This is a genomic window from Nocardia sp. N2S4-5 (assembly GCF_044628355.1).
In the GTDB taxonomy this organism is placed as follows: Bacteria; Actinomycetota; Actinomycetes; order Mycobacteriales; family Mycobacteriaceae; genus Nocardia; species Nocardia wallacei_B.
The window spans coordinates 3,934,652-3,959,979 of record NZ_JBIUPM010000001.1; the positions used below are offsets into that span (position 1 = coordinate 3,934,652).

Sequence of the window (25,328 nt, forward strand, 5' to 3'; positions counted from 1 at the left end):
TCGCCTCGATCATCACCATCCCCAACGGTTCCTCCCGTATTCGCGGAACCTGCCCAGGAATAAGAGCGTAGCGGCTGACGGCTGTCCTCGCGGCGTTGCGGCGGACTAGCTCTCGGCGGCCTTGCGATAACCGCGCACGGCCAGCGCGCCGAAGACGACGATCAAGCCGGCCGCCCAGGCCAGCGTCTGCAGCACCGGGACGACCAGCGGGCCGCCGAGCATGAAGTTGCGCATCGCCTCGATAGCGCAGCTCATCGGCTGGGCTCGCACCACGGGCTGCAGCCAGCCGGGATAGTTCTGCACGGGCACGAAACCCGAGTTGAAGAACATGCCGACCAGGACCACGATCGCGAACAGTTGCACGACCTTGTCGCCGACGCTGCTCACGCCGACCATGATCACCACCGGGGTGAACCCGGCGATCACGATGACGGGCACCGCCAGCACGCCGAGCGCACCGGCCCAACCCTGTTCGAAGCGCAGACCGAGAATCATCCCGACCACGACCACCACGACGGTGGCGGCGGCCGCGCGGCCGCATTCGGCCAGCAGCCGGCCGATCAGTCCGGCCGCGCGATGGATCGGCAGCACCCAGAACCGCCGCAGCAGACCGCTTTCCCGCTCACCAAACAGCGACAGGCCGGTGCCCATCGCGCCGTACATGGCCCCGGCCACGGCGATCATCGGCACGAACCCGTAGATCGGATCGCCGCCGGTGGCGCCCAGCGCCTTGTCCAGGACCAGGTCGTACATCAGCAGCAGCAGGATCGGGAACACCAGCGTGCTGGTGATCACCTCGGGCTGCCGTGACCACCGGCGCAGCAGGCGCCCGGTCTCCACCAGACTCTGCGACGGCAGCGCCGCGAGCCCCGTCGCCGGTCCGCCCGCGGCGTCCACGCTCGTGATATCGACTCGCACAGTGGTTGTTTCGCTCATGCCCGCCGTCCTTCCGCGCGTACCGCCAGTACCGCACCGACCACCAGTAGCCCGAGGATCCAGGCCACGGCCACGGCCAGCTCCGATACCAGCCGGCCGTCTGCCAACCCGCGCAGCGCCGCGGTGATCTGGGAGACCGGCTGATTGCGGACGAACGGCTGGATCCAGCCCGGAAAGCCCACGGCCGGAACGAATCCCGTCGATGTCATGATCAGCAGTAGTTGCGGCCCGAACAGCACGGTGCCGCTGAGTTCGGAGTTGCGGGTGACGGTGCCGAGCGCGTCGGTCGCGAATACCAGCGCCGCACCGAAGGCCAGCAGCAGCACGACGAAAAGCACTGCGCCACCGGCGGACTGGAACCGGAAGCCGAAGACCGTGCCGATCACCAGCGCGCCCACCAGCGCCGTCACCGTGCGTACCAGGCTCGCCGACATCCGCGCGGTCACCGGAATCCAGGGCGGCACCGGCATGGAGCGCAGCCGGGTCGCCATGCCGCCCACCACCTCTCGCGCGGCCCGATCACCGGCGAACATCGAGGTGAAGAACATGGCGAACACCGCGATGACGGGCAGCAGGTACTGGGCGTAGTCGATGCCCGGCCCCTCCAGCGACCGGCGCAGCGGGACATAGAAGCAGACGAAGAACACCAGCGGCTGGAAGAAGGCCAGCACCACGTCGCCCTCACGCAGCGTGGTGCGGATGCTGCGACCGCTCAGCGCGCTCAATTGCAGTGCGGCCGGGATGGTTTCGCCGTCGCGGGCGACGCCGGGCGTCTCCGGGGCGGATACCGCCGCCGTCACGCTCCGGCCCCCACGGTCGGCTTGGTCAGCTCGATGAAGACCTCGTCGAGGGAGGGGCGGCGCAGTGCGATGTCGATCAGTTCGATTCCGGCGCCCTGGATTCGGCTCAACGCCTCCGACAGCGTCACCGCGCCGTCCGGCGCCGGCAGCGACACCCGGTCCCGCGATTCCGCCATGGTGATCTCGCCCAGCCCGGACAGCGCGGCCACCACGGCGGGCACGTCACCGGCGTCGACCGGGACCACCTCGCAGTAGCTGGCGCCCGAGCGGGCCTTGAGCTGATCGGCGGTGCCCTCCGCGATCACCGTGCCCTTGTCGACGACGATGATGTTGTCGCTCAGCGCATCCGCCTCCTCGAGGTACTGCGTGGTGAGCAGGATCGTGACGCCCTGTTCCTTGAGCGAGCGCACCAGCGCCCAGAGGCTCTGGCGGCTCACCGGATCCAGGCCGGTGGTCGGCTCGTCGAGGAACACGACCTTCGGGGGGCGCACCAGGCCGCAGGCGATGTCGATGCGCCGCCGCATGCCGCCGGAGTACTGGCCGACCCGCCGGTCGGCGGCCTCGGTCAGCCCGAACTGCTCCAGCAGCTCGACCGCCCGGCCCTGCGCGGCCTTGCGGCGCAGGCCCATCAGGCGGCCGAACAGCACGAGATTCTCACGGCCGGTGAGCATCTCGTCCAGGGCGGCGTACTGGCCGGTGAGCATGATGGACGAGCGCACCCGGGCGGCGTCGCGGACGACGTCGAATCCGGCGACCTCGGCCCGGCCGGCATCGGGCCGCGTGAGCGTGGACAGGATGGACACGGTCGTCGTCTTCCCGGCGCCGTTCGGGCCGAGCACGCCCAGCACGCTGCCGGCCGGCACGCTGAAGGTGATGCCCCGCAAGGCCTGCACCGCTCCGAACGACTTCTCCACGGACTCGACCACGATCGCGTTGTCCGCTCCCGGCGAACCGGCCGCTCCTGTCACTGATTCCGACACAATGCTCTCCGTCTGAGTGCTCATAGATCCCCGCAGCTATTACTTTGGTAACGCTAACCTAATCAGCTGTGGGTTTCTACCCCTTCGTCGCCCGCTCCGGTCGCGCTCAGCCCAGCAGCGACACCACCTCGTCCAGGGACGCGCCGCCCAGGATCGCCGTCACCGGCAGGTCCCGCTTCAGGTCGGATTCGACACGTTTACGCAGATCGAGGGCCTGTAGCGAGTCGAGTCCGAGGGCCACCAGCGGAACCGAGCCGTCGATGGTCTCGGTGCTGCCCAGGCCCATCACCGTGCGCAGCGCGTCGCGGACCGTGTCCGCGGTGTCGCGCGGCGCGGCTCGCACCGGCTCCGCCACCGCCTCCACCTCCGGCAGGGGCGGTGAATCCGTCTCGGCCGCAACGGAATCGGCGGGCTCGGGCCGATCCTCGGGCAGTTCGGCGAACAGGGCCTGATAGCCGAACACGGTGTACAGGTCCCGGATTCGCCCCCACTCCGCCGCGACGACGAGCGTATTCGCCGCGTCCGGCGCGAATCCCGACGCGACGGCCGCGACGGGCTCCATCGGCAGCAGGCCGGTGCCGCTGATCTTGGCAAGTGCCTCCGCGTTGTCCGCGCCGACCGCACGCCACAGCCCCCACTGCACCGCGCAGCAGCGCACACCCTGGTCGCGGTAGCGCGCGGCGGCGGCGTCGAGCAGCCGGTTCACCGCCGCGTAGACCATGTGCCCGCGCCCGCCGAGCGTCGCCGACAGCGAGGAGCACAGCACGACGCGGCCGTCGGCGGCGAGCGGGAAGTGCCGCATCAGGTGATCCAGGGCGACGACCTTGGCCGCGGCCGCGGCGCGAATGGTGTCCCGGGCGGGATCGGCCTCGGCGGCCGAATAGTCCACGGCCGCATGCACGATCAGCGTCGCCGGGGTGGCCCGGTACTCGTCGGCCAGCGCGCGCACGGCGTCCTCGTCACCGACATCGCAGCTCTTGCGGACGATCTCGGTCTTGCCCAGCCGCTGGATGCTCCGGATCCGCTGCACCGCGGCCGGATCGCCGCCGGTGCGGCTGACCAGGGTGACGCGGCCCGCACCGGCGGCGACGAACTGTTCACAGAAGTCCAGCCCGAGTTTGCCGGTGCCGCCGACGATCACGACCTCGCGCAGCTCGCACGGGTCCAGCGGCCGGTCGGCGGCGGTGTCGTCGACGATCAGGCGCTTGGCGTAGACGCCGCCGTCGCGCACCGCCAGTTCGGGTTCGCCCGCCGTGTGCAGTGATTCCACCAGCCCCTTGGCGGCCGCCGCCGGGTCCGCGGCGGCGGCCAGATCGATGTGCCGGAAGGAGACGCCGATGTGTTCGGCTGCCAGGCAACGGAATCCGGCCTGCGCGGCGGCCGGGAACAGGCCGGGGACGTCGGTCTCCAGCACTTGTTCGCCACCGGTGGTGACGAGCCAGACATCGCTCACCCCGGTCAGCTCCGGCAACCACGAACGGTCGCCGAGGAATTCGGCGACATCATCGACCGCCGCCGCGACCTCCGCGCCCGACGACGGCGGAACCAGCACGACGAGGGTGTCGAACGACGCGGTGGGCGTGCCCGTTTCGTCGGTGTAGACGACCGTGGCGCCGTGCCGCGGCGCGGCCGCGCAGATCGAGGACACCAGATCGGCGCAGCGGTCCGAGGGGTCCACGAGCGCGATGGTGCGCGGTGGCACCATCTTTCGCCGCGGCAACCGCGTCCAGTGCTCGGCGAAGCGCCGCGGCACGACCGTGCCGTCGGCGGCGCGTTCGCCCGCGGCGCGCGGGGCCGCCGACGTTGCGGTGTCCGCGTACGGGTACGGCGCCCAGAGCGTCTTCGCGGCCATCCGGGTGTTCGGGAAGTCCAGCAGCGGCAGGGCCACCGTGCCGCCGGAAGCGCTGACCCGCAACGCTTCCCAGTCGAATCCGGCATCGTGCACCGCGACGCCTGCCACGTTGCGGGTGAACTCACGCAGGTCTTCGGCGGACCGCCGCGAGGTGCCCAGCGCCTGGAAGGACCGCTGCGGGGTGACGGCGGCCAGATTCTCCTGGATGGCCAGCATGAGCGTCGGGTGCTCGGAGATCTCGAGGAAGGTGTCGACGCCCCGGCCGGCGGCGATGTCGATGGCCCGGTCGAAGCGAACCCGGTTGCGCAGGTTCAGGTACCAGTAGTCGATGATCGACAGGTCCGGGTCGACGCGGTCGCCCAGGGTGCCCCCGATGAAGTCGATCTCGCTGTCCATGAACGACCGGTTGTCCATATCGTCGCCGACCGTACGGTTCAGCACGTCGCGGAAACCGCTGACGTAGGAGGTGTGTGCCGGATACTGGACCCGGATCTCCTTGGCGAATTTCCCTGCGGCATTGAGTAGTTCGACGATCGCCAGCACGGCCGCCCGCTCGCCGGAGATGGCGAGGATGTGCGGCGAGTTGACCACCGACAGCTCCGCGAAGCCCGCGTGCCGGGCCAGCAGGTCCTCGCACTCATCCCGGTCGATGCCGAGCACGGCCATGGAGTAGCCCGTCAGCTGCAGCCCGTCGACGATGGTCGCGCGGGTGGTCACGATGCGGGCCGCGTCGCGCAGCGTCTGCGCGCCCGACACGTAGGCCGCGGCGATCTCGCCCTGCGAATGACCCACGGTCGCCGCCGGGCGCACCCCGACCGCCGCCCACATCGCGGCGACGCCGACCATCTGCATGAACAGCGCGGGCTGCACCGTCCGCGCGCTGTCGTCGGCCGGTAGATCCGCGTCCAGCAGATACGGCAGCGGCGACCACGAGTACAGCTCGTGAAAGACCTTGTCGCACTCGTCGACCGCGGCCCGGTAGGCCTCGGAGTGGTCGTAGAGCATCCGGCCCATGCCGGGGCGCTGACTGCCCTGCCCCGGGAAGACGTACGCGATCCGTCGCGCGGTGGCGGCCTTTTCGGAGCTCACCACGTCCGCGTGCGGCTCTCCCGCCGCCACGGCGCGCAGCGCGGTCAGCAGTTCCGCGTGCCCGGTCGCCATCACCAGGGCCCGGTACCGGCGCGCGACGCGGGTGCGGAAAAGCATGTCGGCCACTCGATCCGGCGAGACGTCGCCGTGGTCGGCGAGGTAGTCGGCGACGGCGGCGGCCTCCGCGCGGAGTGTCTCGGGGTTATCCGAGGACAGCAGTACCGGAACGCTGCCGTCCGGAAGTCGGTAGCTAGACATGGATCTCCTCTTCCACGGCCGGAACGGCCAGCAGCGCATGGGCATTCGTGCCCGAGACGCCGAACGACGAGACCGCGCCGTAGCGGATCCCGTCGTGGGGCTGCCAGTATTCGAGCTTGGCGGCCAGGCGCAGGCCCGACGCGGTCCAATCCACCTTGGTGGTGGGGTTGTCCGCGAACCGGGTCGGCGCGATGTATCCGTGCAGTCCACTCAGCAGGACCTTGATCAGCCCGAGCATGCCCGCGGCCGCCTGGGCGTGACCGACGTTCGACTTCACCGAACCCAGTCGCGCCGTGCCGGTTCCGTACACGTCCTGCAGCGCGGCGAGTTCCAGGGGATCGCCGACCGCGGTCGCCGTGCCGTGCCCCTCGATCATCCCGACCAGGTCCGGCGAGATGCCCGCCGCCTCGACGGTCTTGCGGATCAGGCGCCGCTGCGCCTCGGTGCTGGGCACGGCGATCGGCCCGCCGCCGCCGTTGTGGTTGACCCGGCTGGCGAGCAGGCGGCCGTAGATCCGGTGGCCCAGGCGCCGGGCCCGCGATTCGCGTTCCAGCACGACGACGCCGGCGCCCTCGCCCCACAGCGTGCCGTCGGCATCGTCGGAGTAGGGCTTGCACTGTCCGTCGGCGGAGAGGGCGTTGTTCTTGGAGAACTCGAAAAACGCGCCGGGCGAACCCATGACGCACACCGCACCCGCCAGCGCCCACTCGCATTCGCCCGCGGTGATGCCCGCCGCCGCCAGATGCAGCGCGGCCAGCGACGAGGCGCAGGCTGTGTCCACCACGATGGAGGGCCCGCCGAGGCCCATGCAGTTGGAGATCCGTCCGGCCACCGCGCCGAGGGCGGTGCCGGTAGCGCGATATCCGCTGTAGTCGTTGACCTCCGCGGCGTGCGGGCCGTATTCGGTCGGCGACGCGCCCATGTAGCAGCCGACCTCCTCGCCGTCGATGGCGCCGGGTTTGATTCCGGCGTTCTCCAGCGCGCGCCAGGCGACTCGCAGCGCCACCCGCTGCTGCGGATCCATGGCGACCGCCTCGCGCGGTGTGATGCCGAAGAACATCGGATCGAATTCGGCTGCGGCGTCGAGGAATCCGCCCGCGTCGCGCACCTCGGACCAGCCCTCGATCGCCGACAGTGACAGCAGCCGCTCGATCGGCCAGCCGCGGTCGCGCGGGAAGGGACCGGTCAGGTCCCGGGCGTCGGCGAGCGCCGCCCAGTACTGCGCCGGAGTCTCGATGCCGCCGGGCGCCTCGACGGCCAGGCCCGTGATCACGATGGGGTCGGCGACCTCGCTCATCGCACGGTCTCCAGTTCGGCCGCAAGCAGTTCCGATACTCCCGCGACCTGATCGTGCAGATAGAAGTGCCCGCCGTCGAACATCTCGACCTGCAGTTCCGCCGCCGTGTGGCGCTGCCAGTTGTACAGCTCGCCCATGGTGACGAACTCGTCGTCGCTGCCGCCCATCGCGCGGATCGGCGCCTGCACCCGCACGTCCGCCGGGCACGAATAGCGGTCGAAGGCGGCGTAGTCGGCCTTGAGCACCGGCAGCGCCATCTTCATCAGATCGCGGTTGCCCAGCACGTCGGTGCCGGTGCCCTGCAGTCCGGTGAGGTGGTCGAGCAGCAGTTCGTCGTCGGTCGGATGGTTCGGCATGTCCGCGACGCGCGAGGGTGCGACCGTGCCGGAGATCCCCAGTAATCGCACCGGTAGTCCGGCCGCCTCGGCGAGCCGGGTGAATTCGAACGCCACGATCGAGCCCATGCTGTGCCCGAACACCGTGAGCGGCTCGCCCCGGTTGAACGAGGAGCGGGCGAACTCGTCGAAGGCGCCGGCGGCAATCTCCGGCAGGGTGCCGAGCGCCGCCTCGCGCGCCCGGTCCTGCCGCCCGGGGTACTGCAACACGATGACGTCGAAATCCTCGGACAGCCGCTTGGAGAACGGCCGGTATGTCGAGGCGCCGCCGCCCGCGTGCGGACAGATCACCAGCGGCGCCGCTCCGGCCGCACGCGGCTTGTGAAACTGTCTGACCCAACCGGGAGTAGTTGCCATATCACATATCTCTCTTCACACGGACTGCCAGGTGGAATGGCCGGAGCCACAGCGAATCCCGGGCATCGGCCCGCCCACGGACGGCCGAGCGCGACGGCGAACGATCACGTATTCACTGGTCTGCTCAGACATCTCTCGTTCCGCCCGACTGCTTGCACCCCGGCACATCGGCCTGGCAGGATCGAAATCCACGCCGGGTCGATGTAGGTGAGGCAAACCTAATATACCCGAGGGGTGCCCCCGGAGACAGGGGGTGGTCACATGACCGAACAGACACTCGCGCACGGTCGCTATGACCGCGCCGGAGGGCGGCGGCAAATCTCCGGCGGCGCATCACTCCCGCTGATCGCGCACGGCGACAAACACTTTCTGATCCAATACCGCCAGCGGATGATCGGCCGCGGGCAGTGCCGGCCGGGGTGTCAGACCGGAGGCGGTGAGCTGGCCGAGCCACTCGTCCTCGGTCAGGAAGATCCGGTCGGTCCCGGCCCGCACATCGGTCTCGCCCGCACGGATTCCGCCCGCGCGTGGCGACATCAGGAAGTGCACCGAGGTCAGCATCAGGCAGTGCGCCCGGCAGAACTCCAGGAAGATCACCGCGCCGCCGGGTTCCAGCAGATCGTGCAGTTGCCGCAGGGTCTGGCCGATGTGCTGCGCGTTGTGCAGCACATTGGAGGCGAGCACGATGTCGCAGCGGGGCTGCCGAGGCAGGTCGGCGTTCATGTCCACGATCCCGAACCGCATGCCCGGCACGTCGGCGAACCGCTTCCGGGCGGCGTTGAGGAAGAACGCGGACAGGTCGGTGAAGTGGTAATCCACCGGCTCCCCGGCCAATCCGGCGACGACCTCACTGGTCAGGCCGCCCACGCCCGCGCCGAGTTCCAGAATTCGGACGGCCGCGCAGTCGGGCCGCAGCCGCCCGACGACCTCGGCGACGGCCTCCCGGGCGGCGCTGTTGAGATATCGGCTGCCGAGATTGTCGCGGTAGAAGGTGTCCGCGGTGACCATGTCGCCGTTCGGGAACAGTAGTTCCTGCACTCGCAGCCGGTCCTGTGCCAGGTCGAGCAGGCGGTCCGCGGAGCCGGACAGGAAGGTGGCGAATTCGCGGGCGTAGCCGAGATCGGCGCACACCTCGGACAGGTCATCCCGCGACGGCGCGGGGACCTCGGCGCGATACCGGTGTCCGCGCTCGGGATCGTGGTCCAGGCAACCGTTCTCGGTCAGCGCCAGCAGCCACTGCCGCAGCAGCCAGCGGTGGCGCGGCGCGAATTCCAGTGCGGCGGCGATCTCCTCGTCGGTGCGGAAGGTCTCGGAGTCCAGCACCGGCCGCAGCACCCGCTGCATGGCGCGTAGCCCGAAGAGGTCCAGATCTCTTCGGGCGGTATGGATTCGGTCCGCGTCGAGCGTCTCCGGCACAGGCCGCTCCAGGCCGTCGGCCGGTGCGGACGTGGAGCGCGACCCGGTCGCCGACATCGGAGCAGGTGTGACCGTCGACCGCCCGCCGACGGCCCGCACCACATCGTCGAGTGACGCGCCGCCGATGAGATCCGCGACAGGAAGGTCGTGACCGAATTCCTCGTCGACTCGCCTGCGCAGTTCCAGGGCCTGGAGGGAGTCCAGGCCGACCGCCACCAGCGGACGCGCCGTATCGATCGTCGCGGGATCGTCCGCGCCGATGACCTCGGCGAGCAGCTGCAGCAGCCGTTGCGGTACCGCGGTCTCGGCGACGGGCGCCCGAGTCTCCGGGCCGGGGTCGGCGTGGACCGGTTCCGGGGTCTCCAGCTGGGACAGCACCGGGCCGTACCCGTACTGACCGAGCACGGAACGCCCACGGTCCCAATCGAATGCCGTGACGATCGTGTTCTCGCGCGGGCCGCGCAGACCCAGCGTGACGGCATCCTCGGAGCGCATGGGCAGATAACCCACACCGGCGAGCACGTCGGCGGCGGAGGTGCCCGCACCGCGGTGCACGGCCCACTGTCCCCACTGCACGGAGACGGCGTCGCGGCCCGCGGCCCGCAGGCGCCGGGCCTCGGCGTCGAGCATCCGGTTGGCCGCCGCGTAGACACTCATCCCGCGCCCGCCGAGGGTCGCCGCCAGCGAGGAGCACAGCAGCAGTCGGCAATCCTTTTCCAGGGCAAGGGAATCCAGTACGTGCGCCAGGCCGACGACCTTGCCCCGCACCACTCGGTCGGCCTCGGCCGCGGTGACGTTGATCAGTTCGATGTTCGTCAGTCCCGCGATATCGGCCGCCGCGTGCACGACGAGACCCGCGGGCATATCGCGCAATGCGTCCGCCAGCTGTCGAGTCGCCGCCTCGTCGCCGAGATCGCACCGGATCACCCGGATCTCGGCGCCGAGATCGCGGAGCCCCCGCAGCCGATCACCGACCGCGGCGGTCTCGCCCGACCTGCTCACCAGCGCGATCCGCCGGGCGCCGTGCCGCGCGACATGGTCGCAGAACTCCAGGCCGACCGCGCCGGTGCCGCCGAGGATCACGACATTGTCCGGTACCGTCACCGGCTCGGATCCCTCCTGATCCGCCTCCACGAGCCGCTTGGCATACAGCGTCCCGCGGCGCAGTGCCAGCTCCGGCTCGTCGGCGGTGTGCAGCGCCGTGATGATCGTGGGCGCCTCGTCCGCGCCGGTCTCGCCGGGCGACAGGTCCAGATGCCGGAAGGCGACGCCCGGGTATTCGGTTCCGGCACAGCGAAATCCCGCGGCGGCCGCGGCGGGCACGGGATGCGGCGGCGCGTCGTCCCGCACCGCCGCTTCCCCGCCGACCGTGACCAGCCACCAATCCGTCACCGCGGCACCGGGTTTGGACCACCACGCGCGGGTTCCGAAGAACTCCGCGACCTCCGCGACGGCGGTGACGGCGGGCAACTCCGGCAGCACGGGGAGCAGCACCACGAGGGTGTCGACGTCGCCGGTGTCATCCCCGGCGGCGACATCGATGAGCCGAGCCGACGCACCCTGGTCCGGGGCGTGCGCGCACAGGGCGGCGGCCAGCTCAGCGCACTGCCCGGTGTGGTCGATGACGCCCAGCGAACGCGGGGACGCCAGGCTGCGGTGCGCCAGCCGATTCCACGTCTCGACCAGCAGCTGAGGTTGCGTCGTGCGAATCGGGTCGCGCTCGACGGCCGTGGGCAGGTGGGAGGGCGGGGACACGTTGTCCGGGACCACGTTACGCGACGCGGCCGCGGCGTTGTACGGCAGCCACAGTCGCACCTCGTTCATCTCGGTGTTCGGGAAATCGTCCAGCGGCAGCCGCACCACCTCGTCGGACTCGACCCGCAGCGCGTCCCACCGGTAGTCGAGGTCGTGCACGGCCAGCGTCGCGAGATTCCTGGTGAACTCCGACAGGTCCGTCGCGGCGCGGCTGGAGGTGCCGGTGACCGTGACCCGGCGGCCCGGCGCGGCGGCCGACAGATTCTCCTGGATGGACAGCGCCAGCGTCGGATGCTCCGCGAGTTCGACGAAGGTGTCGACCTCCCGCGCGATCGCCGCATCGATGGCCTTGTCGAATCGGACGGTATTGCGCAGATTCCAGAACCAGTACTCGTCCACGGGCAGATCGGTGGTCACCGCGCCGCCGAGAGTGGCTCCGAGACAGTCGATGTCGGTATCCAGGAAGTGTGGATGCCGCAGCCGGCCGCTCATCGCGTCCTGGACCTGCTGCCGCACATCGGTGACCCGATCGGTGTGCGCCGGGTACTCCACCCGGATGAGGCGGGCGAACCGGTCGTCCGCCGTGAGCGTCGCCACGACATCCTCGACGGTGTCCCGCTCCCCCGAAATGCCCACCATACGTGGCGAATTGATGACCGACACCTGCGCCCAGCCGGAGCGCCGGGCCAGCAGTTCCTCGCATTCGTCGCGGTCGGCGGCCACCACGGCCATGGCGTACCGGTCCGAGGCGATGGTGTCGACGGCGCGGGCGCGGGCGCCGACGACGAGAACCGCGTCCGCGAGCGTCATCGCGCCCGACACGTAGGCGGCGGCGAGCTCGCCCTGGCTGTGGCCCACCACCACATCGGGCGCGATCCCGACCGACCGCCACATCGCGGCCAGCCCGGCCATTTCCGCGAACAGCGCGGGCTGCACGACGCGGGCGCTGTCGCCGGGCTCGAGGTCCGCGTCCAGCAGATACGCCGTCGGCGAGGCGCCGAACAGCTCGGCGAAGAGTTCGCCGCACCGATCGACCTCCGCTCGGAACGCGGGCATGTGCTCGTAGAACAGCTTGCCCATGCCCGGTCGCTGCCCGCCCTGGCCGGGGAACACGTACGCTGATCGGCGCGCCGCCGCGGGCTCGGCCGACCGCACGACCGCCGGATGGTTCCGGCCGTCCACGATCGCCCGCAGCGCGTCGACCAGTCCGTCGCGGGAGTCGACCATTGCCAGCACCCGGTGCCGGCGGGCGGCCCGAGTGCGGAACAACATGTCCCCCACGCGATCCGGGGACGCCTCGGGATGTTCCGCGACATAGGACAGCAGGGCGGCGGCCGCGCCGGGCAGCAGGTCGAGATGGTCCGCCGACAGCAGAATCGGCACCGATCCGTCGGGCAGTCGATAGCTAGACATGATCCGCCTCCTCCGGCGCGGGCATGGCGACGATGGCATGCGCGTTGGCTCCGCCCGCGCCGAAGGCGGAGACGGCGCCGCAGCGGACGCCGCTACGCGCGTGCCACGGTTGCAGTGTCGTGGCCAGGCGCAGGCTGGACCGGTCCCAGTCGACCTTGGTGGTGGGGTTGGCGGCATGCAGGCTCGGCGGGATCCGGCCGTGCCGCCCCGCCAGCAGCAGCTTGATCAGGCCCAGCACCCCGGCGGCCGCCTGGGTGTGGCCGATGTTCGATTTCACCGAGCCCACCAACGTGGTGGAATCCGTTGCGCCGTAAGTGTTCTGCAAGGCGGTGAGTTCCACCGGATCACCGGCCCTGGTCGCGGTGCCGTGCCCTTCGACCATGCCGATCTCGTCCGGGTCGATGCCCGCCAGGTCGATGGTCTTGCGGATCACCCGCTCCTGGGCGTCGATGCGCGGCGTGAGGATGGGCTTCCCCTTCCCGTTGTGGTTGTGGGCCGAGGCCAGGATGCGGCCGTAGATCCGGTGGCCGAGCCGCCGGGCGCGCGATTCCCGTTCCACCAGAACGAAACCCGCGCCCTCGCCCCACAATGTGCCCGTCGCGTCGTCGGCGTAGGACCGGCAGTGCCCGTCTGCCGAGAGGGCGTTGTGCTTGGAGAATTCGTAGAACAGGATCGGCGACCCCATCACGCACACGCCACCGGCGAGCGCCCACTCACATTCGCCGCCGCGCACCGCGGTCGCGGCCAGATGCAGTGCCGTCAGCGAGGAGGTGCACGCGGTGTCGACGGTCACCGACGGCCCGATCAGCCCCAGGCAGTGCGACACCCGCCCGGCGACGCTCATCGTGACCTGGCTGACCACCCGGTGCCCGCTGTACTCGTTGACCTCGGCGCCGCGCGGCCCGTATTCCATCGGGAGAACGCCGACGAAACACCCCGCGTCCTCCTCGTCGAGGGCCGCCGGATTCATTCCGGAATTCTCCAGCGCCTTCCACGCCACCCGCAGCGCCACCCGCTGCTGTGGATCGGTGGCGAGCGCTTCGCGCTGACTGATTCCGAAGAACGCCGGATCGAAAGCGGCGGCGCGGTCGAGGAATCCGCCCGCGTCCCGCACCGTGCCCCAGCCGTCCAGGCGCGACAGCGACAGCATTTCCTCGATCGGCCAGCCCCGGTCCCGGGGGAACGGGGCGATCATTTCTCGCGCATCGGCCAGCGCGGCCCAATAGGCTCCGGGTCCGTCGATGCCTCCGGGCGCCTCCACGGCCATTCCGGAAATTACGACGTGATCGATGTCTTCCGTTGTCGGCATAGTCATCTCCCCCTCAGGCCGCCGCCACGTGCCGAGCCACCGATTCCGCGATCGCGTCGACGTGTTCGTTCAGAAAGAAGTGCCCGCCGTCGAACACCGTGACCTCGACGTCGTCGCTGTGGCGACGCCAGCCGTGCAGGTCGGCGATGGAGACGATCGGGTCCTGGGCGCCGCCGAGGGCGTGGATGCGGGCGGACAGTTCCGCGTCCGCCGGTCCGGTGTAGGCGTCGGAGGCCTGGTGGTCGGCCTTGAGCACGGGCAGGGCCATGCGCATGATCTCGCGACTGGACAGCACGTCGGAGCCGGTGCCTTCGAGCATCGTGAGGTGGTCGAGCAGGGCCTCGTCCTCGACGGGTGTGCGGGGCCGGTGTTCCGCGCGGCACGGCGGCACCGCCGCCGACACGGTCAGCTGCCGCACGTCCAGGCCCGCGGCCTCGGCGAGCCGGACGAATTCGAAAGAGACCAGCGCGCCCATGCTGTGCCCGAAGGCGAATATCCCCGCGCGGTCGAACGCGGAATTCCGGAATTCGGCGAGAGCGCCCGCGGCCAGTTCGGGCAGCGAGGTCGCCGGCGGCTCGTGCGCGCGATCCTGACGCCCCGGATATTGAAAGACGATGACGTCGAAGTGTCTGCTGAACGCCTTGGAAAACGCCCGGTAGGTCGAAGCACCGGCGCCGGCGTGCGGGAAGATCAACAAGGGCGGCCCGCCGGCGGATCGCGACTTGTGGAACTTCCTTATCCATCCCGGTCTGTGCATATCAATCCATCCCCTTGGTTGTGGCGGGCGATCACATCACCGCATCACCGTTCCGATACGTTCGCGATCGCGGCGACGCTGCGATTCCACAGCTCTCCCAGGCGCTGTGCGTCGGCCTCGGTGAATAGTGCCGCGCTCCACCGCCACTGGGTGCTCAGCCGCGGTCCGTCAGGGCTGTTGCCCACGGCCGCAACGACATCCAGGGCGTAGCGCAGTGGCAGATCGGGTTCCGAGGCGATCGGCATGGCCTCGGTGAACACGGCGTCTGTGGTGATCGACCAGGCCGGTCGGTCGTTCTCGAGCAGATCGGAGCGCCCCAGGTAGTTGAACTCGACCTGGGGTTCGGGCGCGTCGACCAGCTCCGGCACCCGCGCCACTGCCTGCAGCAGCCCGAAATCGACGCCGTGCCGGGGCACCTCGGCGACATGTGCCGTCACGGAGTCGAGCAGTTCGGCCGCCCCGGTGTCCGCATCGAGGGCCGTCGCACCGCTGCCGAGCCGCACCGGGAACACGCTGGTGAACCAGCCCACCGTGCCCGAACTGTCAGCGCCCACGGCCTCGTCCGCGCGGCCGTGGCTCTCCAGGGCGATCAGCGCCCCGTTCGTGTCATCCTCCCCTCGCTCCCGACGCCACGAGATCAGCGTCATCGTCAGGGCGGCCAGGAGAATCTCCCGGACGCCTACACTTCCGGTCGTCGCGCTCAGCACCCGCGCGGTCGTGTCGGCGGGGGTGTGGAACATGGTGGCCCGCAACGAATCCCAGGTGTCTCGCGCCGGGTCCGGCTTGCGGCTGCCGAGGGCCGGATCGGGTCCGGCGACCTGGGCGGCCCAGTAGTCGCGCTGCGCCAGCACGTCGTCGTGCCCGGCGCGTTGGACCATCAACCGCGACCACGCGCGATAGGAGGTGGGTTCGCTCATCACCTTCGGTGTGCCGCCGTCGCGCACCTGCTCCCAGGCGGCGGCCAGGTCGGCGGTCAGGATGTGCCAGGACACCACGTCCACGGCCAGGTGGTGGATCGCGAGGAACAGCACGTCGCCGTCGGCGCGGCCACGGAACCACACCGCCCGCACCAGATCGCCGGCGCCCGGGTCGATCTCGTCGATCGCGGCGTGGGTGGCCGGACGCAGGTGGCGGCCGTCGGCGTCGGCGGGCACGTCCTCGATGCGCGTGAGTACATCGCTCGCCATCACCGAGCCCGGCTCGCGGGTCACCAACCGCGGGCCGTCCGGCGTATCCACCGACAGCGACCGCAGCGCGTCGTGCCCGTCGAGCACCGCCTGCAGCACCGCCTCCAGCTGGGCTCGGGTGATGCCCGCGGGCAGGGTGAGCAGCATGTTCTGGGTGAATCGGCGGTAATTGCCGTGGGCGTACATCCACGCCACGATCGGCAACGGGGTCACCTCGCCGTAGCCGTCCGCGCCGGTCGAGGTCGCGCCGGTCTCGCCGCGGTCGATCGCCGCGGCGAGGTCACGGATGGTCGGATTCGCCAGCACCATCCGCGCGGACACCGAAATGCCGTGTCGCCGTGCGGCATTCACCAGCGATATGGCGACGATGCTGTCCATGCCGAGCGCGAAGAAATCGGCGTCGACGCCCGGTGCGTGCCCGTCGAGCACCTCGGCGAGCAGTGCGGTCAGGGCCTTCTCGGTGCCGGTGCCGGGCGCGGCGTCGGATTCGCTTGCGGCCGTGTGTGTTTGCTCGGCGAGCCGCTCCAGCTCGCGGGTATCGAGCTTACCGTTGACCGTGACCGGAATCCGCGGCAGCACCATGACCCGTGCGGGGATCATATAGGCGGGCAGGCGATCCGAGAGGGCCGCGCGCATACCGACCGGGTCGGCGGTCCGGTCCGGCGCGCACACCACGAAGCCGATCAGGCTCGCGCCGTCGCCGCGCCGTGTCACGGTCACCGCCGCGGCCGCGACGCCGGGCAGCGTCCGCAGCGCCGTCTCCACCTCACCGATCTCGATGCGGTACCCGCGCACCTTCACCTGGTCGTCGGCCCGGCCCAGATAGGTGAGCAGGCCGTCGGGCCGGCGGCGCACCAGGTCGCCGGTGCGGTACATACGGCCGGCCCCGAACGGGTCGGCCACGAAGCGGTCGGCCGTGGCGCCCGGGCGCCCGACGTACCCGCGCGCGAGTTGCGGCCCGGCCAGGTACAGCTCGCCGGTCACGCCGACGGGCACCGGACGCAGCCGGGAGTCCAGCACATAGGCCGACATCCCGGCGGTCGCCGCGCCGATCGTGGGCGAATCGGACTGTGCGCCAATGGCTTCGAGCGCGGTCACATCGGCGACGACGGCCTCGACGGTCGTCTCCGTCGGCCCGTAACAGTTGTGCACGGCGATATCCGGCAGCGCGCGCAGGCGCGCCCACAGCTGAGAGTCGATGGCCTCGCCACCCAGCGCGAGCACGGCGAGACGGTGCTCGAGCAGTCCCGCCGCCGCCAGCTGCCGGAACAGGGACGGTGTCGTATCGATCATGTCGACGTCGTGCCGGACCATCCCGCCGACCAGGCGCTGCGCGTCCCGCATCGCCTCCTCGTCGAACAGGTGCAGGCCGTGGCCGTCGAGCAGCCCGATCAGCGGCTGCCAAGAGGCGTCGAAGCTCAGCGACCACGCGTGCGCGATCCGCAGCTTGCGGCCCAGCCGCCGCTCGGCGAGCCGGTACACGCGATCGCGGTGGTCGGCGAAATAGCCGAGCAGCGCCCCGTGCGTTCCGGCGACGCCCTTCGGCTCCCCGGTAGAGCCGGAGGTGAAGATGAGATAGGCGCGATGCGCCGGATGCCGCGAGACGGCCGGAACCTCGGGCGCCCGCACGGCGATCCGCTCGGCCACCGCGGGATCATCCAAGCGCAGCACCGGGATTCCGTCGAGGTCACGGGCGTGCCCCTCGGCCGCCAGCACCAGATCCGGCCGGGACTGCGCGAGGATCGACTCGATCCGGGCCGCGGGCAGCCCCACGTCCACGGGCACATAGGCGGCGCCCGCGCCGAGCGTGGCCAGGATGGCGACGATCGCTTGCGGGCCGCGCGGGAGGAAGACCGCCACCACATCCTCGGCGGCGACACCGTGCGCGGCGATCTCGGCCGCCAGCCGGGCCGACCGGTCGTGTAGCTCACGATAGGTCAGGCGCACCGTGTCGGTGGTGAGCGCGACAGCGTCCGGAGTGCGGGCGGCCTGCCGTTCGAACAGCGCGAAAACCGAAGTCTCCGAGACCTGTTCGCGTTGCGGAGTGGTCGCGATGCGGAGCAGGTCGGCGTGCGCGGCCTGTGGCAGCACATCCAGATCGGCTGTCGGGGTATCGGTGTGGTCGGGCAAGCGGCCCAGCACGGCAAGCATGCTCGTGCCGATGTCGGCCGGTAGGAAGGGCACCGACTCTACGACCGCCTCCACCACCACCAGCAGTTCGTCGCCGAGCAGATGCGACACCACGGTGAGCGGGTAGTGCGTCAGGTTCTCGGTCATCACCGGGCGAAAGGTCGTTCCGTCGGCGAACGTGGCGTCCCTGAACGCATGCTCCATCGGCGCGTTCTGGAAGACGAACATGGTGTCGAACAGCGCACCGTAACCGGCCGACCGCTGCACCGACGACAGACTCAGAAAGCCGACTTCCCGCATGGCCGCCGACTCCCGTTGCAGCCGAGCGCATTCGGCCACCACCGCGGCGTCGGGGTCGAGCCGGAACGCCACCGCGACGGTGTTCAGGAACAGGCCGATCATGCGGTCCACACCGGCGATCTGATCGGGACGTCCCGTCACGACGGTGCCGTAGGCGACGTCGGGGCGATCGGTCAGCCGCGCCAGCACCAGCGTCCAGGCGAACTGCACCACGGTGTTCAGCGTCAACCCCCGCGCCCGCGCCCACTGCCGCAGCCGCGCCGTCTCGGCGGCGGGCAGCGCGAAGCGGGTGATCTCGGCCTTCGCGCCGGGACCGCTCGCGGCGCCGCCGTCGGCGACCATCACCGGACCGTCGAGAACCCGCAGGTAGTCGGTCCAGCGGCGCTGGGCCGCCGACATGTCCTGCGTTGACAGCCAGCCGATGTAGTCGCGGTAGGGCCGCACCGGCGGCAGCGCGTCCGCCGCTCCCCCGGCCTCGTACAGCGCGCGCAACTCGGTGAACAGCAATCCGAGCGACCACCCGTCCATCAGGATGTGGTGGATCGTGACGATCATGCGCCGCCGCGCCGTGCCGTCGGCCTCGGGCGGCAGCGCGGCCAGCAGGACGCGCAGCGCGGGACCGCGGCTCAGGTCGAACGGACGGGCGATCTCCGCGGCGGTGAGGGCGTCCAATTCGCCCGGCTCCGTAGCGCATTCGGTCCACGGCAGCTCTACCCGGCCGGGCACGATCTGCACCGGCCGCGGCACGTCCCGGTCCCAGAACACCGCCCGCAGGTTCGCGTGCCGCCGCAGCAGCGCCTCGAAACTCGCCCGCAGCACCGCGGTATCCAGGGGTCCGTCGATATCCACGACGAACGGGATGGTGTAGACGTCGTGGTCCGCACCCGTGAGGTGGGACAGCGAGTACAAACCTTCCTGCAGCGGCGCGAGCGCCAGCACGTCCTCGATCTCCGGACCGCTCATGTCCCCTCCTCCCGACTCGGTGATGTCCCCGATTCGGTTACGTCACTGCCACATTCGCCGCATCACCAGCAGGCCCTGGTCCTCCTCGTCCAGTACCGCGGCCGCGTCGATCGGCTCGTCGGGGGCGTCGGCGACGGCACGCAGGGTGTTGTAGAAGGCGGCCTCGATGATCCGGGCGTCGTCGGGTTCGAAGGCGTCCTCGGCGTAGAAGATCGCCGCCTGCACCGAGTCGCTGGGCAGCAGCGAATTGGCGGGGAAGATCATCAGCAGCAGGGCGTTGTCGGTCGCCCCGGCGCCCTCGAAGGACGCCAGTTCCAGCCCCGCCGTGCCGAGCAGCCGCTCCAGTTCCTTGCGGCCGGGCGGGTAGGACTCGAACACGAACATGGTGTCGAACAGCTTGCGGGTGCCCGAGGCGCGCAACGCCGAGGTGAGCGGATAGGTGTGGTACTCCATGAGATCCACTCGGCGGGACTGGATCTCGGTCAGATGCTGCCGCCAGCTCTTGCCGCCGTCGAAGCCGATGACGGCCGGGATGATGTTGGCGAAACACCCGATGGCGTTGTCCACGTCGTCCAGGTCGGCCGGACGGCCCGAGACCGCCTCGCCGAACACGACATCCTCGCCGCCGGCCACGTACCGCAGCGCGTTCGCCCACGCCAGCTGGCACACCACACTGAAGGTGGTGCCGACCTCGGACGCCAGCGCCGTCACCCGTGCCACCAGCTCGTCGTCGATGGCGAAGGAGCGCTCCACCGGGATGCCGTCGCTGCCGACACCGCGGCCCGGCGCGACCAGGCACGGTCGCACGCCCTCGAGCACCGGGCGCCACGCCTGCTCCACCGCCTGCTGGCCGTCGCGGACCATCGCCAGGAACTTGCCGAAGGTCTCGGGCGTGCCGATCGGCTCCGCGCCCGCAACGGCGTACTCCGCGAACACCTCTCGCGACACCAGCTGTCCGGACCAGCCGTCGAGCAGCAGGTGGTGCATGGTCAGCACCACGGTGTGGGTGGCGTCGGGCAGGTGCACCACCGTGACCCGGGTCAGCGGCCCGCGCGTCAGGTCGAACTGCTCGGCCTGATCGGCGCGGTAGAACTCGTGCAGCCGCGCGTTCGCGTCCGGCTGCGCAGAGAGGTCGATCTCCCGCACGGGCACCTCGGCATGCCCGGCGACGATCGCGTACGGCTGCCCGGCGTGCGAGACCGACAGTGTCACACGCAGATTGGGGTAGCGGTTGAGCACGGTGTCGAAGGCGCGGCCCAGGCGCGGCACGTCCAGCTCGCCGCGCACGCCGATGAGCGTCTGCACGTTGTAGACGTCGCGGGCGCCGGCGCTGAGGGCGGTCAGGTACAGCCCGGCCTGCATCGGCGCCAGCGGGTACACGTCCTCGTACTCGCCGTACATCTCCTGCCAGCGGTCGAGGTCGAGCTGGGTCACCTCACCGGCGAGCACATCGCTCGGGGTGAGTCGGCGGAACTGGTTGTCGCGCACCGCCTTCGCCACCTCGCCCAGCCCCGATTCCCACAGCTCGGCGAGTTCGCGGGCGTCGTCCTCGGACAGCAGGCCACCCGGGAAACGGAACGAGGCCTGCAAGGTGACGCGGTCGTCCTCGGTCAGCGCCACCGTGTTGATGTCGAGCAGCGCCGGCGCGGGCATGCCGGGGTTGGCGTGGCCGCCCAGGTAGCCGAATTCCGGTGCGGCCGACCAGTCCTCGACCGTGTCCTCCGCACCGGTGACGGCGAAGCGGCCCATGTAGTTGAAGCTGATCTGCGGTGTGCGGTGCTGTTCGAGGGCCGGGCGGGTCTCGGGGTTGAGCCAGCGCAGCAGCCCCCAGCCGATGCCGGAATCGGGCACCGCGAGCAGTTGCTCCTTGACCGCCTTCACCGCCGACTCCGCCTCGGAGCCGCCGCCCACGTCCAGGGTGACCGGATAGGTGGTGGTGAACCAGCCGACCGTATTGGCGAGATCCACACCGGTGAACAATGTTTCGACGCGGCCGTGCCGTTCCATGGTCAGCGACACCGTGCGGGCGTCGCTGTCGCGGCGGCGCCGGAACCGGTGCACGGCGACGGCCAGCGACGCCACCTGGATGTCGAGGAAGTCGCAACCGAATGCCGCGGTCGCCGTGGTCATCAGGAAGGCGGTGTCGTCGGAATCGAGGGTCGCGGTGATCTCCCGCACGGTCGCGACGGTGTCGACGGCGGGGTCGAGTTCCCGGCCGCCGAGCAGCGGATCGACGCCCTCCGCCGCGGCCGTCCAGTACGGCAGGGTGTCGACCACGGCGTCGGCGGTGGACAGTCCGACCAGGCTGGTGTTCCAGGTCTGCACCGAGGTCCCGGGCTCCGCGGCCGCGGCCGGGTCGGCCCACAGTTGGCGCAGGTCGTCATGCAGGATGCGCCACGACACGCCGTCTACCACCAAGTGGTGGATGACCAGCAGCAGCCGTCCCCGGGCGCCGTCGGCGGACCGCAGCCACACCGCCGCGACCATCCGCCCGGCGGCCGGGTCCAGTAGTTCGCTGACCTGGCGCAGCTGCTCGCCGAGCGCGGAACCCGCTGTGCGGTCCCACATCTCGTCGTCGAGCACCACCTCGGTGAGCGTGGGTTCGGTCGCGGGCTCCGCCGGGCCCGGGACGTAGAAGGCGGTGCGCCCGTCCGGGTCCTCGGCCACGCGAGCGCGCAGCATCGGGTGCCGGTCCACCAGCGCGGCCAGCACGGCGGCCACCTGATCGAGAGTGCTGTGCGCGGGGGTCACGACCGCGGTCGCCTGGCTGAAACCGCTGTAGTCCGCGGCCTGTTCGGTGAGGACGGTGGCGATCGGGTTGAGCGGGATCCAGCCCGTCTCGTCGCCGACCTCGGCGAGCGCGGGCGCCCCGCCGGCCACGATCGGTTCGGCGGCCGCGGCGATGCGGGCGATCGTGCGCGCCTCGAACAGCGCGCTGGTGGTGATGAGCAGGCCGCGCTTCTTCAGCGCGGAGGCCATCCGGATGGCGGTGATGGAATCGCCGCCCAGCGCCAGGAAGTCGTCGTCGGCGGCCAGCTCCGTGGCGCCCGCGATGCCGAGCACCTGCCGCACCGCCTCGGCGACGGTGCGCTCCGCCTCGTCACGCAGCGCCCGCCCGCGGCCGCCGCTGCCACCGAGATCCGGGACGGGCAGCGCCTTCCGGTCCAGTTTGCCGTTGGCGGTCAGCGGTAGCGTGTCCAGTCGCACCAGCGCCGACGGGATCATGTACTCGGGCAGTCGCTCGGCCAGCTCGGCCCTGATCCGGTCGGCGTCGGTGGTGACCGCCGAATCCGGTTCGGGCACATAGTAAGCCACCAGCGCGGGCCCGCCGCTCTGCTGCACCGTGACGGCCGCCGCCGACGCGATGCCCGGCAGCCGCCGCAGCACCGTGCCGATCTCGCCGAGTTCGATGCGGTGGCCGCGAATCTTCACCTGGTCGTCCACGCGGCCCAGATATTCCATCCGCCCACGGGAATTCCAGCGCACGATATCGCCGGTGCGGTACATGCGGTCGCCCGGCGTCGCGGCGAAGGGGCACGCGACGAAGGCGGCGGCGGTCAGGTCGGGTCGCCGGTGGTAGCCCCGCGCCAACTGCACGCCACCGAGATACAGCTCGCCGACCACGCCGGGCGGCACCTGCCGCAACTGTTCGTCCAGCACGTACACCGACGAATTCCATTCCGGGCGCCCGATCAGCGCGGACTGGAGTTCGTCGCGCTCGGCGGTGTCGGCGAAGTCCTCGTGCATGAGGTCCATCGACCCCTCGGTCGGTCCGTACAGGCCCAAGACCGTGCCGCCGAAGAACCGGCTCGACTCCTCCACCAGGGCCGGGGGCACGGATTCGCCGCCGAGGTACACGTAGCGCATCGACTGCAACCGGGCCGGATCGGGGCCGGCGTCGATGAACGCGCGAACCACGCTGGGCACCAACGAGATCTGGGTGATCCGGTGGCGATGGATGATGTCGGCCAGCGCCTCGACGTCGGCCTGCCACCACTCCGGCGGCGGCAGCACCGTCGCCGATCCCGTGCACAGCGCGTTGACCAGTTCGAACACCGAGACGTCGAATCCGATGGGCGCCTTCTGCAGAATGCGCTCCGCGCCGAACTCGAGGTAGTCCCGCATCCACTGGACGTGGTTCGTCACGCCGCGGTGGTGGATCACCACGCCCTTGGGTCGGCCCGTCGTTCCGGAGGTGTAGAGCAGGTATGCGGCATCCAAGGGATGGATCGGCCGTGCGCGTTCGGTTTCAGCAAGGGTCGAATCATCCAGCGCGGCAAGCGCTTCCGTAATGTCCGGGGCGTCGAGATCCACCACCGGGACACCCGGCTCGATGCCGAGGGCCTTGCGCGCGGCCCGGATCACCAGGGTCGGGCGGGCGTCGCCGAACATGTACTCCACGCGGTCGGCCGGGTAGCCGGGATCGACCGGGAAGTACACCCCTCCGGCGCGCAGCACCGCGGCGAAGGCGATCGGCAGCCGTTCGCTGCGCTCGGCGTAGACAGCGACGCGGTCGCCGTTGCGCACACCGCGCGCGAGCAGCAGGCGCGCGAGTCTGTTGACGCGCGAATCGAATTGGGTGTAGCTCAGCTCCGTGTCGCCGAAGACGACCGCCACCCGCTCGGGGTAGCGCTCGGCGGAGTGCCGGATCATGGCGTCGACGGTTTCCCGTTCGATCTCCACCGCCGTGCCGTGCGACCACTCGTCCAGGTGCGCGCGGTCGGTGTCGGACAGGGTGAGCAGTTCGGGCACCGGGCGGGCGGCGGTGGCCTCGGCCAGTATCCGGTCGATGTACTCGTGCAGGCGCGCGATGGTCTCGGCGTCGAAAACGTCGGTGCGGTAGGTGATCTGGACGTCGGTGCGGTCGTCGTGCATGAACGTCTCGACGACCAGGGGCAGCAGTGCGCCGCCGTTGTCCACCAGTTCCCAGCTGGTGGTGGCGCCCGGCAACTGCGGGCCGTCGATCTTCTGGTGCAGAAACAGCACCATGGTGTCGAACAGCTTGGAGCCGACGTTCCCGGTGGTCCGGTTCACCGCCCGGACGATGCCCTCCTGCGGGAAGTGTTTGTGCCGGAACGCTTCCGTGGTCACCGACCGCACCTGCTCGACCAGTTCGGCGAAGGTTTCCGCAGCGCCGGTGATGTGCAGCGGCAGCATATTGCTGAGGTTGCCGATGAGCAGCTCCATCCCGGCTTCCTCGCGGTTGGCGACCGTGGTGCCGATGACCATGTCCTGCCGTCCGGTCAACTGCCGCAGTGCCAGGTGGTAGGCGGCGAGGAATACCGAGAACGGGGTGGTGCGCAGTGCGGCGGTGAGTTTCCGCAGACCGGCGTCGGCTCGATCGCTCAGCGGGCGGTCGGCGCGGTCGCCGCGCTCGGACACCGCGACCGGGCGGCGATCGTAGGGCAGCTGGAGTTCGGGGACCTCGCCGTCGAATCGGCTCTCCCAGAAGCGGATGTCCTCGGCCTGGTCCTCGGCGTGGAAGCGGTCCTGTTCCCATTCGGCGAAGTCGGCCACCTGCAATGCCAGCGGCTCCACCTCGACCGGACCGGTCAGGCCCTGCCGGTAGAAGTTCTCCACGTCCCGCGACAGCGCGGGTAGCGTCATGCCGTCCCACGCGATGTGCTGAATGGACACCACCGCGACGAGTTTCGTGGCGTGCAGCCGGACGAACACGACGCGCAGCGACGATTCGACGGTCAGGTCGTAGGTTTCCCGGGCCGCCGCGCCGACCAGTTCGGCCAGACGTTCTTCGGCGTCCGCCGCGCCCGTCAGGTCCACATCGGTCAACCGAGGCGGCAGGTCCTGGTGAATCCGCTGGTACGGTTCACCGTTCTCGTCGGTGTGATAGGTCGTGCGCAGCACCTCGTGCCGCCGGACCAGCGCCGTGAACGCCTCCCGCAGCGCGGCCGCGTCGACGTCTCCCTCGAAAGTCAGTGCGAGACAGAGGTTGTAGGCCGCGCTGTCGGGGGCGATCTGCTGGTGCGCCCAGACGTACCGCTGTCCGAACGACAGCGGCGCCCGGGCCGGATCTCGGCGCACCGGCACGGCCGCGGTGGTCGCGAGTCCCTCCTGGGCGAGCCGAGCCGCCATCGCTACCTGCAGGTCTTCCAGCGAACGCATCTATCGAACCA

11 protein-coding genes and 1 pseudogene are annotated in these 25,328 nt (G+C 70.4%); all 12 read right to left on the bottom strand.

The window, feature by feature from the left end; all coding sequences use genetic code 11:
• Positions 1–105 precede the first annotated feature (105 nt).
• The 12 genes and pseudogenes from ACFMRZ_RS18070 to ACFMRZ_RS18125 all read right to left on the bottom strand — a co-directional run bounded on the left by ACFMRZ_RS18070 (position 106) and on the right by ACFMRZ_RS18125 (position 25,317).
• Positions 106–936: an ABC transporter permease gene (locus tag ACFMRZ_RS18070; protein ID WP_400180074.1), complete on the bottom strand. Its 831-nt coding sequence runs from the start codon at positions 934–936 to the stop codon at positions 106–108.
• A complete protein-coding gene (locus ACFMRZ_RS18075; protein ID WP_280274353.1) occupies positions 933–1,736 on the bottom strand; it encodes an ABC transporter permease in 804 nt (267 codons plus the stop codon). The genes ACFMRZ_RS18070 and ACFMRZ_RS18075 overlap by 4 nt, the downstream gene beginning before the upstream one ends.
• On the bottom strand, positions 1,733–2,740 hold the full coding sequence (locus ACFMRZ_RS18080; RefSeq protein WP_400180075.1) for an ATP-binding cassette domain-containing protein: 1,008 nt from the start codon (positions 2,738–2,740) through the stop codon (positions 1,733–1,735). Before ACFMRZ_RS18080 ends, ACFMRZ_RS18075 begins: the two co-directional genes overlap by 4 nt.
• Before the next feature lie 82 nt (positions 2,741–2,822).
• Positions 2,823–5,915 (bottom strand): nocobactin polyketide synthase NbtC, encoded by a 3,093-nt coding sequence (gene nbtC, locus ACFMRZ_RS18085; protein ID WP_400180076.1) that lies wholly within the window; start codon positions 5,913–5,915, stop codon positions 2,823–2,825.
• Positions 5,908–7,212, bottom strand: a complete 1,305-nt coding sequence (locus ACFMRZ_RS18090; RefSeq protein ID WP_400180077.1) for a polyketide synthase — start codon at positions 7,210–7,212, stop codon at positions 5,908–5,910. Before ACFMRZ_RS18090 ends, nbtC (ACFMRZ_RS18085) begins: the two co-directional genes overlap by 8 nt.
• On the bottom strand, positions 7,209–7,964 hold the full coding sequence (locus ACFMRZ_RS18095) for a thioesterase II family protein (protein WP_280367094.1): 756 nt from the start codon (positions 7,962–7,964) through the stop codon (positions 7,209–7,211). The genes ACFMRZ_RS18090 and ACFMRZ_RS18095 overlap by 4 nt, the downstream gene beginning before the upstream one ends.
• Positions 7,965–8,297: 333 nt before the next feature.
• The gene (locus tag ACFMRZ_RS18100) at positions 8,298–9,437 is read right to left on the bottom strand and encodes a class I SAM-dependent methyltransferase (RefSeq protein WP_400182899.1); all 1,140 of its coding nucleotides are present in this window, start codon (positions 9,435–9,437) and stop codon (positions 8,298–8,300) included.
• A gap of 18 nt (positions 9,438–9,455) precedes the next feature.
• Positions 9,456–12,485 (bottom strand): annotated as a pseudogene (gene nbtC / locus ACFMRZ_RS18105) (nocobactin polyketide synthase NbtC); the annotation flags it as partial.
• A 55-nt stretch (positions 12,486–12,540) separates the two neighbouring features.
• Positions 12,541–13,857 (bottom strand): polyketide synthase, encoded by a 1,317-nt coding sequence (locus ACFMRZ_RS18110; RefSeq protein ID WP_400180078.1) that lies wholly within the window; start codon positions 13,855–13,857, stop codon positions 12,541–12,543.
• Between the two features lie 13 nt (positions 13,858–13,870).
• On the bottom strand, positions 13,871–14,614 hold the full coding sequence (locus tag ACFMRZ_RS18115) for a thioesterase II family protein (RefSeq protein WP_400180079.1): 744 nt from the start codon (positions 14,612–14,614) through the stop codon (positions 13,871–13,873).
• Positions 14,615–14,658: 44 nt separating this feature from the next.
• The gene (locus ACFMRZ_RS18120) at positions 14,659–19,194 is read right to left on the bottom strand and encodes an amino acid adenylation domain-containing protein (protein ID WP_400180080.1); all 4,536 of its coding nucleotides are present in this window, start codon (positions 19,192–19,194) and stop codon (positions 14,659–14,661) included.
• Positions 19,195–19,236: 42 nt separating this feature from the next.
• Positions 19,237–25,317 carry an amino acid adenylation domain-containing protein gene (locus ACFMRZ_RS18125; RefSeq protein WP_400180081.1) on the bottom strand — a complete coding sequence of 2,027 codons (6,081 nt, stop codon included), beginning with the start codon at positions 25,315–25,317 and terminating at the stop codon, positions 19,237–19,239.
• Between the last annotated feature and the right edge of the window lie 11 nt (positions 25,318–25,328).